This is a genomic window from Telluribacter roseus, assembly GCF_017355915.2.
In the GTDB taxonomy this organism is placed as follows: domain Bacteria; phylum Bacteroidota; class Bacteroidia; order Cytophagales; family Spirosomataceae; genus Telluribacter.
The window spans coordinates 239,852-254,288 of sequence record NZ_JAFEUV020000003.1; the positions used below are offsets into that span (position 1 = coordinate 239,852).

Consider the following 14,437-nt stretch of genomic DNA (forward strand, 5'->3'; position numbering starts at 1 on the left):
GTACTGCCGGTATCACCCCTGACCACTTCCTACACTTCCTAACCCGAAAGAGCATGTCAAAAGACCAGTTTTCAAGACGTGAATTTATCCGGCGCAACTCCCTGACCGGCCTGGGCGCCGTGCTGACCCCGGCCCTGCTGGCCGAGGGGGCTAAGGCTGCCCTTCCCGTAGTAGATGGGCCAGCCGTGCCAACCATAGTCAACACATCAGGGCCGGCCGCCCTGCTGGGCGGCCAGCCGGTACGTACCCGCGAGTGGCCCCAGTGGCCGCTGTGGAAACCCGAAGCCGACGAGAAAAAGCTGCTGGAGGTAATCCGGAGTGGCGTATGGTCGCGGGGCGCTACGGTGACCGAATTTGAGAAAGAATGGGCCAAAGCCGTGGGAGCCAAGCGTAGCCTGGCGGTGGTGAATGGTACCAACGCCCTGATCGTGGCGCTGACCCAGCTGGACATCCGCGGCGGCGACGAGGTAATTGTACCTCCCTATACCTTCATCGCTACCGTGTCGGCGGTACTGGCTACGGGGGCTATGCCCGTGTTCGTAGATGTGGACCCGGAAACCTTCCAGATCGATCCGGCGAAGATCGAGGCCAAAATCACGCCGCGTACCAAAGCCATCATACCGGTACATATCCTGGGCCTACCCGCCCATATGAAGCAGATCCTACCCATCGCCAAAAAGCATAACCTAGCGGTGATTGAGGATGCCTGTCAGGCCCACCTGGCTGAGATCAACCACCAGAAGGTAGGTACCTTTGGTCATGCGGGCTGTTTCAGTTTCCAGAACTCCAAAAACCTGCCCATTGGGGAGGGGGGAGCCATTGTCAGCAACGACGACGTATTTATGGACCGCTGCTTCTCCTTCCAGAACTTCGGCAACCCCTACGGAGCCACCATCGGGGCGGTGAGTATGGGCAGTATTATGCAGGGTACCAAACTTCGATTCACGGAGTACCAGGCCGCTATCGGGCTGGCCCAGTTGAAGCGACTGGAAGAGCAGACCGAGCGGCGCAGCCAGAATGCCGCCTACCTGAAGTCCCAGATCAAGGACATACCCGGTATAGTACCCTACCGGCTATACGATGATGTGACACGGGCCGTGTTCCACCTGTTCCCGTTCCGGTACCGGCAGGAGGAGTTCAAGGGGCTGCCGCGGGAGGCTTTCCTGCAGGCGCTCAAAGCCGAAGGCGTACCCTGCCAGAGCGGCTACGCAACGCTGTACAACCAGCAGTTCCTGAACGACGCGTTCCAGTCCAAGAACTACCGGAAGATGTACCCGAAGGAAATGCTGGACTTCAAAACCTATGTGGAGAAGAACCGCTGCCCCCAGAACGACCGGCTGTGCAACGAGGAGGCCGTGTGGCTGACGCAGAATATGCTGCTCGGCCCCCAATCGGACATGGATGAAATAGCCGGCGCCATCCAGAAGGTGTACAACAACGCGGATCAGCTCAAAAAGCTGACGAAGAAAAGCTGACACATACATGAAGAAAATCGTACTATTCCTGGCCTCTCTATGCCTGCTGGCTACCCTGGGGACCGAAGCTGGCGCCTTGGCGGCCAAGGGTTGGAAGGCGGGCGTGGCCCGCAGGGTGATTACGCCGAAGCAGCCGATGTGGATGGCCGGCTTTGCCGTGCGCAACCACCCCTCCGAAGGTACCCTGCACGACCTGTGGGCCAAAGCGCTGGTGCTGGAAGACGAGGAGGGAAAGCAGGCCGTACTGGTAACCACCGATCTGTTAGGGATTCCGAAGGGCATTTCCGACCGTATCCGTACCCGCCTGTACACCGACCATAAGCTGAGCAAGGCGCAGATCATCCTCAACAGCTCCCATACCCACTCGGGGCCGGTGTTGTCGGATGCACTTTTTGATATCTATCCGCTGGATGCCGAGCAGATCACCCGGGTCAACCAGTACTCCCGCTTTCTGGAAGATCAGATCGTGGCGCTGGTAGGGGAGGCCCTGCGCAAAACGGAGCCCGCCCGCATCTACGCCGAGAACGGCGTAACCCGCTTTCAGGTCAACCGGCGCAATAACAACGCCGCCGTGCTGCCCCGCCTGACGGAGCTACAGGGGCCCAACGACTACGCGGTACCGGTACTGAAAGTAGAGAATGAGCGGGGGGAGCTGAAAGCCGTAGCCTTTGGGTACGCCTGTCACCCTACAGTGCTTAATGGCTATCAGTGGTCCGGTGACTACGTCGGATTTGCGCAGATTGAGCTGGAAAAAGCTCATCCGGGTGCTACGGCCTTGTTCTTCCAGGGTACCGGAGCCGATCAGAACCCGCTGCCGCGCAATACCATACCCCTGGCGCAGCAGTACGGCCGGGAACTGGCCGCGGCGGTGGATCGGGTACTCCAGGAAGAGATGCATGCCCTACCGGCCCGACTATCCACGGCTTACTCCGAGATAGAGCTACCGCTCACGGCGCACCCGGATAAGGAAGGCTACGCCAAAATAGCGAAAGAAGTTACCACCGACTACCAGAAGCGCTGGGCCAACCGCATGGCCAGCAAGCTGCAGCAGGGCGAAGCCATGCCCAAAACCTACCCGTACCCCGTACAGGTGTGGCACCTGGGCGACCTGCCCCTGGTAACGCTGGGCGGAGAGGTGGTGGTGGAGTACGCCATCAAGCTCAAGCAGATCTTTGGCCCCAGTACCTTTGTCATGGGCTACTCCAACGATGTCATGGCCTATATCCCCTCGAGTACCATCCTGCGCGAAGGCGGCTACGAGGGCGAGTCGTCCCAGATGGTGTACGGGCTGCCCAGTACCTGGGAGTCCACCATCGAAACCATGATCCTGTACGAAGCGGTCAGGCTGGCCCGGCAGGCCGGTGTGCCCACTCCCTAACCCTTACTTATTACCTACCTGATGAATACCACTACCTACGACCCTGCTATCCATACTACACACACCACTCATGCGCTGACTGCGCAGCCCTACTACTCCGGCTTTGAGCTGGCCCATGATACCTACAATGCCATCACGGTAGCCAGCGACGGCAAGGTATACTACGTACTGTCGTCGGAGGCTCACGACCGGGGAGGGCAGCTGTACGTGTACGATCCGGCTACGGACCAGATCCGCCACCTGGCCGACCTGACCGAGCTATGCGGCGAAGCTAACGCGAAGGCCATTGTGCAGGGCAAAAGCCACGTTCGCTTCTACGAGCGGGCGGGCAAGCTCTACTTTGCTACCCACGTCGGCTACTACGAGATGATCGACGGCATGGAGCGCCTGCCCCATCATGCGCCCGAAGGGTACAGTCTCTATCCCGGCGGGCATCTGCTGTCGTATGACCTGGTTACCGGGGAGTTTGAAGACCTGGCCCTGGCTCCCGACGGCGAAGGCATCCTGACCATGACGCTCGACAAGGACCGGGGGCATATTTATGCGCTTACCTGGCCGTTGGGGTACTTCCTGCACTACGATCCGGCTACCGGCGAGCTCAGGAACCTGGGACTGACCTGCGCCCGCGGCGAGGCCGGTACGCCCGGCGACGACTACCGCGTCATCTGTCGGTCTATGTTCGTGGACCCGCGCGAGGGAGCGGTGTACTTCTCCACCGCCGAGGGGCATGTACTTACCTACCAGCCCGGCGCTGCTGAGCTGCGCACGCTGGAAGACTTTGACCTCCGGCTCGACTACTTTGGCCGGTACGACGCCACCCGCCCCGGTAGCATGGGGTACAACTGGCGCAAGATATTCTGGTACGCCCCCGAGGAGGTAGCCTACGGCGTCCACGGCAACTCGGGGTACCTGTTCCGCTTTGATCCGCGCGAGCCGAAGATTGAGATCGTGGAGCGCATTACCTCCGAGCCCTCCCGGCGGAGCGGTATGTTTGACCAGTTTAGCTACGGGTACCTGGGCTTCCAGCCGGGGCCGGACGGCGACACCATCTACTACCTCACCGGTGGCCCCATCTACCTCAATGGCAAGCGCGTCAAGGGGGCGGAGGAGATAGCCAAGGGAGCCGCCAGAGGGCTAGAAAACCTGCACCTGGTGACCTTCCACATCCCCAGCCGGACCTATACCGACCACGGGCCCATCTTCTACGCCGATGGGCAGCGGCCTACTTACGTCAACTCTATTGCCATCGGGCACGATGGTACCGTATATACGCTGGCGCGTTTTGAGCACGAAGGAAAGGAAATTCAGGACCTGGTAAAGATTCCGGGGCCCTATGCCACTATATAGCCAAAATGCAGCTGATGCGGGTGATACACCCGCATCAGCTGCATTGTATAAAAAATAAGGAGTGCCGGCAACGTAGCCTGCGCTTGTGCGATTGTGGATCAGGAGAGGTACATGAGCTGGCTATTCGAGCCGTATCAGGTACCCGATCTCTTCCAGCTGGGTCAACAAATGACCCATACCGCGTATGCTTACCCGTTTTCCGTAGTATACCTGAATACGAAGGGCCAGTACTTCCAGAAATTCCCACAAAGTCAGTTTAGAATCGTACGAAGAATCGTTTTTCAGATTTTCAAACACCTCTACTGGTGAGTCACCCTCAATAACTTTCCCCGTAGCGGTCAAAAACTTCATCTTCGAGTAACGTTCTTCTGGAAATGTGTACGATTTAGATTGAACAGGTACTACCTGGCTGCCGGAGAGGCAGCTACTTTCATGCCATAATGCACATAGTTTACCTGCCACTACCAGGTATAGTACTTATTCTTCACGAAAGCTTCGGTCAGGTTTTCAATAAAGCCCTGGAGACAAAATAACGTTTTTCCCCAAAGAAGTACTGTATAATATCTTACTTAGTAACTGGATCCATTTACTGATTGTATCGGGCTTTACCATAAAGACTGTTGCGCCTAACCCTAACCCTTCCTTCACATCCTCTTCATCCTCCGTAGCAGACATGACAATCACCGGTACCTGGCGCAGCCGCTCTATCCGCCTTAGCTCGACCAGTGTCTGTCGGGCATCCCGCCCCGGCAAATTAAGATTTAAAAAGATATAATCAGGTGTAAAGCCCGGATCGTTCCGTAGCTTTTCGAGGGCGGCCGTACCACTCGGTACGGCTACACAGTCTACATAAGCGTCTACCTGGACCATCGCAATGGTTAAAAAACGCTGATCCTCCTCCTCATGGTCTATAATCAGACTTGTCCGGCTTCTCATGCTTAGGTAATTTGACTATATAAATAAATGATAAACTAGTAAATAAAAAGTCCGGGAGGAGTAAGTGCCTGCCCCCGGTGTGACCAGTCGTCTACACTTCCACAGGCCGCCAGGTACAGGAGAGGGAGCGGTAGCAGCCTCATTCCTTCTCCTGTACAGTACTTCGTCCTGTGGTGGTACACGTAGTACATGGTAAACTTATATATACGTAAAAAGGTATGCCAATAGCAGCAAATAGTAGTACTATTCGCTGACAGGCTGGGGAGTGACAGGTGCAGGTACAACCGGACTTTCTTAAATCTCCTGACAGCAAGCGGGATTTATTTACAGCGGGTACTAATCAATTAGGGCTGTTCGCTGGTTACTAGGTAAATGCCTGTCTGACGGACAGGTACTGCTACCCAATTAGTTGCTTCCATTACCGGGCGCAATTCGTGTAGACTACTTCAACAGATCTTACTTAAGAAACAGAGTATGGTTAGACGGGACATCGTAGTAATAGGTGCTTCAGCGGGCGGCGTGACGGCCCTGAGATATCTTGTGAAGGGGTTGCCGGAAGATTTTCCGGGGTCGATTTTTATTGTGCTGCACATCCCTTCCTATACGGAGTCGCAGCTGCCCGGAATACTTACCAGCGCCGGGCTGCTGAATGCCGTGCATCCCGAAGATGGTGAAGCCATAGAGCCGGGCAAGATCTACGTCGCGCGCAGCGATCATCACCTGCTGCTGGATGACGGTAAGGTACTGGTCCGGAAGGGCCCCAAGGAAAACCGCTTTCGCCCTTCTATTGATGCCCTGTTCCGCTCGGCGGCCTACGTATACGGGCCACGGGTGGTGGGCATTATCCTGTCGGGGGTCCTCAACGACGGCGCCTCGGGTATGTGGACCATCAAGCAGCACGGGGGCGTGGTCATGATCCAGACGCCGGCGGACGCGGAGCAGTCGCAGCTACCCATCAATGTGATGGAGTGTGTGGAGGCCGACTACATCCTGAATGCCGCCGATATGGGACCCATCGTATCGGGGCTGGTAAAGGAGCCCGCGCCGGATAAGTACAAGTTTACGCAGGAGGCCCTGAAGTTGCTCAAAATGGAGGTAATCATAGCTACCCGCGACAATGCCTTCGAAATGGGTATTATGAACATGGGAGAGCTGTCACCCTTTGTGTGCCCTGAGTGCTACGGGGCGCTCGTACGGCTGGTAGAAGGCAACATACTGCGGTTCAGGTGCCACACGGGCCACGCCTATACCGCCAGTTCGCTGCTGGCCGAAATATCCGAAAAGGTCGAGAACCAGCTATGGCAGGCCATGCGCGGCCTGGAAGAAATGAACATGCTGCTGAGAAAGATCGCTGACCAGTACGACAGGATGAGCAACGAGCGCTCGGCGGAGCTGTTCAGGGCCAAGGCGGACGAAAGCGCCCGGCGCGCCCGCGTCATCCACGACTCGGTATTTCACCAGAGCCAGTACAGCGAAGATATACGCCTGCACCAGGGCAAAGCTACTTTTGATAAGTAGGCAGTACTTACCCCTGTACACAGTCCGGGACGCAGATATACTGGGTCGTACTGAACAGTATGAAGTAGATCAGGTTTAGTAGTTAAATACCCGTAGTAAGCATGGATGACCAACCCCAGTATGTTATTGTAGTAGGTGCCTCGGCCGGTGGGCTCAAAGCCCTGCAGGAGCTGGTAGTACAGATCCAGGAAGGTACCGAAGCGGCCATCTTTGTGGTACTGCATCTTTCCAAGAGAGGCATCGGTGAGTTGCTGACGTATCGCCTGCAGCAGCACACCCAGCTTCCCTGTCAGGTGGCCGCCGATGGGATGCCCATCCGGAAGGGGCACGTGTACGTAGCTCCCCCGGACCATCACCTGATCGTCAAGCAGGGCATCATCCGGATCGTCAATGGCGCCGCCGAAAACCGCTGGCGGCCCTCCATCGATGTGATGTTCCGGTCAGCGGCGGTAGCCTACGGCGAGCGGGCCATTGGTATTATCCTGACGGGTATGCTTGATGACGGCACGGCCGGTATGCTGGCCATCAGCAGGTGCGGAGGTACCTGTATCGTGCAGGACCCCAACGAAGCCGAGTACCCCGATATGCCCCTTTCGGTAGTCACTAATATGGAGGTAGACTACTGCGTACCCCTGACGCAGATTGGCTTTGTGCTGTACAACGTCATGAAGACCAAAGAGATAAAAGGCATACCCATACCCCCCGACCTACGAAAAGAAGCGGAGATAGCCGAAAAGGTAGTCACGAAGATAGAGGATACAACACAACTGGGTACCCAGTCTACCTACGTATGTCCGGACTGCGGAGGGGTATTGTCCGAGTTAAAGGACGATGGATTCAGCCGGTACCGCTGCCATACGGGCCATGTTTTCACGGAGGGCGATCTGCTGACCCTGAAAACCGAAGAGATAGAGTCGACGCTGTGGGTAGCCCTGCGAATCATGGAAGAAAAACGCAACCTGCTCGCCAAGCTGGCGGAAGAGGAAATCCGTAAAGGCCTTAATATAATCGCCATCGAACACCGCCGCAGGGCCGATGAGTTGGGCGTACACATCAGCAAGATCAAGGAAGTAATCTTCAGATCAGCGACCGACGACGAGTGAGCTGCCCGGCAGGCATTATTTGGTAATATGCCTGGCGATAACATCCAGAAGTTCGCGCGATTTGAAGGGCTTCTCCAGAAAGTCGTCCGCCCCGGCTTCGCGCGCCAGCTGGGCTATACCGGGCGTGGCTGATATCATGATCACGGGTATAGAGCGGGTCATCTCGCGGCTCTTGAGGTACCGGCATATCTCCAGCCCGTCCGATCCGGACAGGTACCGGTCGAGTACGTAGATATCGGGGTACTCGTAGTTATCTTCAAGGAGCGGCTTTCCGTCCGTAAAGATCAGGGTGGAGTATCCGGCCCTTTCGAATATGATCTTGTACACATCCTGAATGCCGGCATCATCATCTGTGATAAGTACTTTTTTCTTCATGGTGTAGTGTGGTTGCAGAGAAGGCTTTCAAACGCTTTTCGACCCCTTCTTCCTGTGATACTGATCATCTACTTCTGCGACAAGTATACTACCTGTTTGTAACCTTTGTGTCTAAAGCAGAAGCATAGAGCGTACTACTTGCTACTCAATGAAAAAGCAGTTCCCTATGCTTTTGCTCCTACTAGGGTACCTATACGGCCCCGTCGGGGACATTCCTGTCCGGGACACCAATCGGGATGGTAAAGTAAAATCTGGATCCTTTGTGCGGCTCGCTGTCTACCCAGGTAGTACCTCCGTGCCGCTTCACGATTTCGGAGGCAATGAATAGCCCCAGCCCGATACCGGGGAACGTCCTGTTGGCGGCTTCCTTTACGCGGTAGAACCGGTCAAACACCTTCTGCTGCGCTTCGTCCGACATACCTATACCGAAGTCCTGCACGCATACCGTTACTCTGTCCGGCTCGGCCTGGGTAGAGATGACTACCTCATTGGCGTCGGGTGAGTACTTGATCGCATTCGATATGAAGTTGATCAGTACCTGGCCTATGCGGTCGCGGTCGGCCTGCAGGAGCGGTACCGGCTGCAGCTTACTGACCAGCGTATGCTTGTCCGTGGTCCGCTGCAGGTCTTCTGCCACTTCCTGGACCAGCTCGTTAAGATCAATGGCTTCCTTCTGCAGCTGCAGCTGTCCCTCCGTAATACGGGTTACGTCCAGCAGGTCCTTGATCAGCTTGGTCAGGCGGTCGATCTGGGAGTCCATCTTCTGCACCAGGGCCGCCGTCGCCACATCATCCGCGTCCATCAGCATCTGGTACAGCAGCTCGGCGTAGGCTTTGATGCTGGTTACGGGGGTTTTGAGCTCGTGGCTGGCTATGCCTATAAACTCATCCTTCTGCCTTTCCAGCATTTTGCGATCGCTGATATCCATGTTCACGCCCATCATCTGCTCGGGCTGTTCCTGCTGGTCGTAGCTGGTGTGGGTCTGGAACAGGATCCACCGGACGGAGTTGTCGGGGAGCAGCAGCCTGAACTCGAGCTTGAGGTCCTGCCGGTTGGTTACGGCCTTTCGGATGCTTTGCTGTACCTGAGCGCGATCATCGGGGTGTACAAAGGCCAGCCAGTCCTCGAAGGTGCCGCTGAAAGCGCCCTCGCCCAGGTCGTAGTCGGCATGGGCATCTTTGGCCCATCTGACTTCGTTGCTCTTGATATTCCAGAGCCACACGCCTACGTTACCGGCCATCAGGGCCAGCTTGAGCTTGGCCTGGGTACCCTGCAGGGCTATTTCGGCCAGCTTCTGTCGGGTAATGTCGCGCTGGGTACCCCATATGCGTTTGAGGGTGCCATCCTCCACAAAGCCCACTATATTGTGCAGCGAGTACCTGGGCTGTCCGTAGCGGTCTATTTCGCGGGTTTCGGCGTCGCTCAGGCAGTAACCCGACCGCACAAAAGCCTCCATAAAGGCCAGGTGGCCACTGGTACGCGGGAGCAGGGTCTCCATCCGCAGGCCGATAACCTCACTGGCGCCGGCATAGCCGTGCATGGTGGCTATGGCGTCGTTGCACTCTTCCAGCGTAGCGTGTCTGAAGAGCGCATCTACCTGCTCAGGCACCGGCAGTTCCGTATCAATGGGCTTCAGGATCTCAAACCGCCAGATGCCTTCGGTACTGCGGGATATGAAGTTCTGGTACCGCTCCTGACTCTTTTTAATTTGTTCAAGAGAATGTTTCTTCTCGGTGATATTAGTAGAGTAGATCGACAGGGTCTCCTCCGAAGGGTAGATGCGGTAGAGCAGCCACTCATTGAGCCGTTCATCGAAGTATTCAAACTCGACGGACGTTTTGGTCTGCATGGCTTCCAGAAGCCGGTCATGAAACTCCGTACCCAGGTAGTCGGGTAAGGCTTCCCATAGGTTTTTGCCCAGCAGGTTCGGGCTGCCCTTGCCCAAAAACTCCTCCGCCCGCTTATTGATGTACATGAGGTTCCAGTGGTTATCCACCGAAACAAATATATCATGGATGCTATTCAGAATGGTGGTATTAAGCCGGTGCGACCTCAGCAGGGCTTCTTCGGCTCTTTTGCGGTCGGTGATGTCTTCGATCACCAGCAGAATCTTGTTCTTGCGGTCACCCTCCTGGCCCATACGCATGGCGCTGATCAGCAGGGTCTTTTCGCCAATGTGTGAAAATACGTGCGTCACTTCGAAGTCATCGAAGGATTTGTTGCGGGCTATGATCTCGGTAAGCTGCTTTCGCAGGCCGGGTATATCCCACTGCCTGTTGCCAATCTCGAAGAAGAAGTTGCCTTCTGTTTCTTTGGCACTTACCCTGAAGTCGGCGTAGAAAGCCCGGTTGGCGGTTTTGATGCGCAGATCGGACGTCAGCACCACCAGGGGCTCCCGGATGGTCTCGACGATGGCCTCGCGGTACTCACCGGCCTCTTTCAGTTCTATATTGCGCTGGTACAGCTCCTCGTTGATCGTGATCAGCTCTTCGTTGGTCGACTGCATCTCTTCCTTCGAGGTCTCGATCTCTTCGTTGATGCTCTGCAGCTCCTCGTTGGACGACAGTACCTCCTCGTTGGCCGACTGCAGCTCTTCGCGGGTCGCCTCAAACTCCTCACTCATGGACTTCATCTGCTCACGGGCCTCCCGCAGCTCCAGTTCCAGTATTTCGATGCGGCGGTCTTTGGCATCCTTGCGGGTTTTTTGCCGCGCCGTGGCCGGTACCTGCACCGGCTTTATATCGTAGGTCTCCCTGAACAGGACCAGGAAGCAAGGCTCTTTGGCCGGGGCCTTGATGGGGACCACCTCCAGATTAACCTCGTGGACCTGATCATAAACGATAAACGGAATACCCTCTTTTTTGACGGTCTGTCCGTCTTTACGGGCCCGCTGGATCAGCCCCCTCAACTCCAGGATCAGCTCGTCGCGCACCATTTTCATCAGATGAAAACTGGCCTTGCCCGCTGCCGGATGGAGGTACTTATGCGTATCGCCGTGGAAGCGTATGATATGCAGGTCTTTGTTGACCAGCACACTGCCCGGTACGTAGCGTGCCAGCAGCAGCTTGTCGGCCTCTTTCTCTACATCTACCTCAGGCGGTTCCAGCGCGGGCCGGCCCCTGTCGAAGTCGATGTCAATAATACCCGGTACCGGACGTGCCGTGAAGTCGAAGTTGAGGGTGGTCTCAGCCTCCTTCTTTTTATAGATCTTCAGGTCCTGTTCTACCTGGGCAAACAAGTCAGTGGAGCTGCCAATGGTTTCGGACCGGCCCAGCAGCAGGAAGCCCGAAGGCTTGAGCGCGTAGTGAAACGCCTGCAGGATTTTCTTCTGAGGGTTCTGCTCAATGTAGATCAGCACGTTCTGGCAACTGATCAGGTCGATCCGCGAGAAGGGAGGGTCCTTGAGCAGGTTATGCGTGGCAAATATGCAGGTATCGCGCAGGGCTTTAATGACCTGATAGCCTCCGGCGGTGGGGGTAAAGAAGCGCTTAAGGCGCTGGGGCGATATCGACTGCAGGACATTCTTGGGGTAGATACCCGCCCGGGCCTTGTCGATGGCCTCGGCGTCCAGGTCGGTCGCAAAGATCTGAAACGGCGTAGTGATGGACTTGCTGCTCAGGTACTCAAACAGGCATATCGCAAACGAGTAGGCTTCCTCGCCGGTGGAGCAGGCCGGTATCCATATCCGGATCGGGTCCAGGGTTTTGCGGTCCTTCATAATAGCTAGGAATACCTTCTTCCCGAGGGCCTGAAATACATCGGGCTCCCGAAAAAAGCTCGTCACGTTGATCAGCAGGTCCTGGTACAGCAGTTCTACTTCAGCACTTTTTTCGAGCAGCAGCCTGGTGTAGTCGCCCAGGTGCTCAAAGCGGTTGAGCGCCATGCGGCGCAGGATACGCCGCTGGATAGTGGTCTGCTTGTAGAGCGAGAAGTCCACCCCGTATTTATTGAACAGCAGCAGCTGTATTTTCCTGAGTTCACTTTCGTGGCCCCGCAGCAGCTCCTCGGGCTTTTTGACCGCGTATGGTATCTTGATCAGGGCGGCCAGCTCCCGGGCTATCTGCCGGGGCGGCAGGATGTAGTCGACATGGCCGGAGTCGATGGCGCTCTGGGGCATACCCTGAAACCGGGCCGTGCCGTCCTGCGCGAAGGTAATACCGCCTTCGGCCTTGATGGCCCTCAGTCCGGCGGTGCCGTCGGAGGCCGTCCCGGACAGTACTATACCGATGGCTTTGTTCTGGTAGACGGGGGCCAGCGCCGAAAAGAAAAAGTCGATGGAATGATAGCCCCCCTGTGAGGTCTTTTCGCGCTCCGAAAGCGTCAGATGCCCATCCATAATACTCATAAAAGTATTGGGCGGAATCACGTAGACATGGTTAGGCTCTACGCGCATCCGGTTGGTGACCTTATGCACGGGCATGGTCGTCTTGTTGGCGAGCAGCTCGGGCAGAACACTCTCGTGCGTAGGCGAGAGGTGCTGAATAATGACAAACGCGATACCGGTATCCGGGGGAAGGTGTTCCAGTAGTTCAGAGATAGCCTCCAGCCCGCCGGCCGAAGCACCGATGGCTGCCACCGGAAATGGCCTGGGAGGAGCCACTTCTCTGTTTTGTTTTCCTTGGGCGGTACCTGCTTCCTCCGCCGATTCTTTATGTTCTTCTGACATTCAAATCTATCTAAAGGTAACAGGCGCTTAGAGAGTAGGTCACTTAGTAATCACTGCGTGCAGGAGTGCCCTGCCGGAGAGATATTGACTAAGAGTGTAGCAGGGCCGGACAGCTTCCGGTTGGTTTCCTAAGGTCTAAGCGTATCTAATCTATATACTAAGCGCACAAAAAGAGTATAAGAGCAGATCAACTCTGCTATATACCTGAATACTGCAATCGGAGAGAGGAGGAGGAACCTGTAAATATACTATAAAAACCAGACCTGTCAACAGAAAAAGACAGCGATTATCCGGGCGAGACCAGGGCAGAGATGTGGTAACAGGAATAGGAATAGGAATAGGAATAGGAAGTGGTAACAGGAATAGGAATAGGAATAGGAATAGGGCGCTCCCGGTCCCCCGCTGTGGTGGTACATACAGGTAATCCCGGTGTGGGGCTGTGGCAAATTGGGTATATCTGGCATCGGGTATATAAGCCTCATGTACAGGTCCAAAACCTCCGTGTGGCGAATAGAGTTAAGGGAGAGGTCAATTAACTTAAAACTAGTACTCCAATGGCAACGATGGTTCACTTAGACGGTACTGATTTCATGATCAACCTGGATCATGTGGTGGGTATCAAACGGATTCACAAGGACGGTAAATACGGTATACAGTTCATAACCATTGATTCCAGAAAGGACGTCTGGGAGTTCAGAACCCAGGATCTGAGGGACGAAACCTTTATCTCGCTGATCCATACTGATCAGGGACGGGTATTCAAGTCAGGCGATGAGGAGGTAGAGCCGGGCCAGCCGGTCGTGGGGCTCTCCTGACCCCGCCATGACTGACCCATACGGGCCGGTACCGGTACTGCCCGGAGGCTTAGGCACTATTTTTTGGTATATACTAACAGATACTTAATGGGTTAGCAGCAGCGGGGCTTAATCAAGGAGAAATCCACCATACCGGCTGCATGCAGGAACACCTGAAAATAAATGTTAGACAAAAAATGAAAGATCATGAATAGGCCAGAAAAAAGTGTGTTGAGAGTGGTTGTGAACGGACTTTGCCTTTTTGGGCTGATGGGAATGTTTGCGTGTTCAAATAATAAAGGAAGCGAAGAAAGCGAGATGGCCTCGGAGGGCGCTGCTACCGCCGAATCCTGGGACAACGAACGGTTTTACAATGATTTTTCTTCGAACAACTACTTTAAGGTATGGGACCAAAACGGGGACACCTTCCTGGATGATAATGAGTACCTTCAGGGGGAATACCGAAACTACGATACCAACCGGGACAACCAGGTAGACCAGGAGGAATGGCGTACCGCCCACGGTGTATACGGACGTGATACAGTAGGCTGGGCCGACTGGGATATTGATGCCAGCAAATTCCTGGATGACCAGGAGTACGGTGCCGGCTTCAACCGGGCCGGTTGGGTTCGGGCCTGGGACAGCGATGGTGACGGCCGGTTGAGTGACCGGGAGTTCAGCGCTGGTATGTTCAAGCAGTTTGACCGGAATGGTGATGGTCAACTCGATGCCGAGGAGCGTCGGGCCTTCCAGAACTACCAGCAAAGATGGGGTGGATCTGCTAACGGAGGCGGTACTACTACCACACCCAGCAAGTAATACCTTATACGTACCTGATTAAATAC

12 protein-coding genes are annotated in these 14,437 nt (G+C 55.5%); 7 read left to right on the forward strand and 5 right to left on the reverse strand.

Annotation, left to right across the window (positions count from 1 at the left end; genetic code table 11):
* The first annotated feature begins 53 nt into the window (after nt 1-53).
* Genes JTN23_RS07185 through JTN23_RS07195 form a run of 3 tightly spaced genes read left to right on the forward strand, consistent with a single transcriptional unit; the run spans nt 54 to nt 4,200 of the window.
* Nucleotides 54-1,475: a DegT/DnrJ/EryC1/StrS family aminotransferase gene (locus JTN23_RS07185; RefSeq protein ID WP_247234106.1), complete on the forward strand. Its 1,422-nt coding sequence runs from the start codon at nt 54-56 to the stop codon at nt 1,473-1,475.
* A gap of 7 nt (nt 1,476-1,482) precedes the next feature.
* Entirely contained in the window at nt 1,483-2,853 is a 1,371-nt protein-coding gene (locus tag JTN23_RS07190) for a neutral/alkaline non-lysosomal ceramidase N-terminal domain-containing protein (protein WP_247233410.1), read from the forward strand.
* A 21-nt stretch (nt 2,854-2,874) separates the two neighbouring features.
* On the forward strand, nt 2,875-4,200 hold the full coding sequence (locus JTN23_RS07195; protein ID WP_247233411.1) for an NHL repeat-containing protein: 1,326 nt from the start codon (nt 2,875-2,877) through the stop codon (nt 4,198-4,200).
* Between the two features lie 120 nt (nt 4,201-4,320).
* Here JTN23_RS07195 and JTN23_RS07200 read toward each other — a convergent pair whose 3' ends face one another.
* The 3 genes from JTN23_RS07200 to JTN23_RS07210 form a co-directional block, all read right to left on the reverse strand.
* Nucleotides 4,321-4,551, reverse strand: coding sequence for a hypothetical protein (locus JTN23_RS07200; protein WP_247233414.1), 231 nt, complete (start codon nt 4,549-4,551; stop codon nt 4,321-4,323).
* Between the two features lie 156 nt (nt 4,552-4,707).
* Complete coding sequence (locus JTN23_RS07205) at nt 4,708-5,136, reverse strand: response regulator (protein ID WP_247233416.1); 429 nt, start codon at nt 5,134-5,136, stop codon at nt 4,708-4,710.
* 35 nt (nt 5,137-5,171) lie between these two features.
* Nucleotides 5,172-5,327, reverse strand: a complete 156-nt coding sequence (locus JTN23_RS07210; RefSeq protein WP_247233418.1) for a hypothetical protein — start codon at nt 5,325-5,327, stop codon at nt 5,172-5,174.
* A 283-nt stretch (nt 5,328-5,610) separates the two neighbouring features.
* Here JTN23_RS07210 and JTN23_RS07215 point away from each other — a divergent pair, with 283 nt between their 5' ends.
* Nucleotides 5,611-6,654: a chemotaxis protein CheB gene (locus JTN23_RS07215; protein WP_247233419.1), complete on the forward strand. Its 1,044-nt coding sequence runs from the start codon at nt 5,611-5,613 to the stop codon at nt 6,652-6,654.
* 101 nt (nt 6,655-6,755) lie between these two features.
* Nucleotides 6,756-7,757: a chemotaxis protein CheB gene (locus JTN23_RS07220; RefSeq protein ID WP_247233420.1), complete on the forward strand. Its 1,002-nt coding sequence runs from the start codon at nt 6,756-6,758 to the stop codon at nt 7,755-7,757.
* Between the two features lie 15 nt (nt 7,758-7,772).
* Here the strand turns inward: JTN23_RS07220 and JTN23_RS07225 are convergent, their stop codons facing one another.
* Both JTN23_RS07225 and JTN23_RS07230 read right to left on the reverse strand, forming a co-directional pair.
* Nucleotides 7,773-8,132 carry a response regulator gene (locus JTN23_RS07225; protein WP_247233421.1) on the reverse strand — a complete coding sequence of 120 codons (360 nt, stop codon included), beginning with the start codon at nt 8,130-8,132 and terminating at the stop codon, nt 7,773-7,775.
* A 190-nt stretch (nt 8,133-8,322) separates the two neighbouring features.
* A complete protein-coding gene (locus tag JTN23_RS07230) occupies nt 8,323-12,798 on the reverse strand; it encodes a chemotaxis protein CheB (protein ID WP_247233422.1) in 4,476 nt (1,491 codons plus the stop codon).
* 554 nt (nt 12,799-13,352) lie between these two features.
* On the opposite strand from JTN23_RS07230, the gene JTN23_RS07235 reads away from it, so the two are divergent.
* Both JTN23_RS07235 and JTN23_RS07240 read left to right on the forward strand, forming a co-directional pair.
* Complete coding sequence (locus tag JTN23_RS07235; protein WP_247233423.1) at nt 13,353-13,613, forward strand: hypothetical protein; 261 nt, start codon at nt 13,353-13,355, stop codon at nt 13,611-13,613.
* 186 nt (nt 13,614-13,799) lie between these two features.
* On the forward strand, nt 13,800-14,411 hold the full coding sequence (locus JTN23_RS07240) for an EF-hand domain-containing protein (protein ID WP_247233425.1): 612 nt from the start codon (nt 13,800-13,802) through the stop codon (nt 14,409-14,411).
* Nucleotides 14,412-14,437 lie beyond the last annotated feature (26 nt).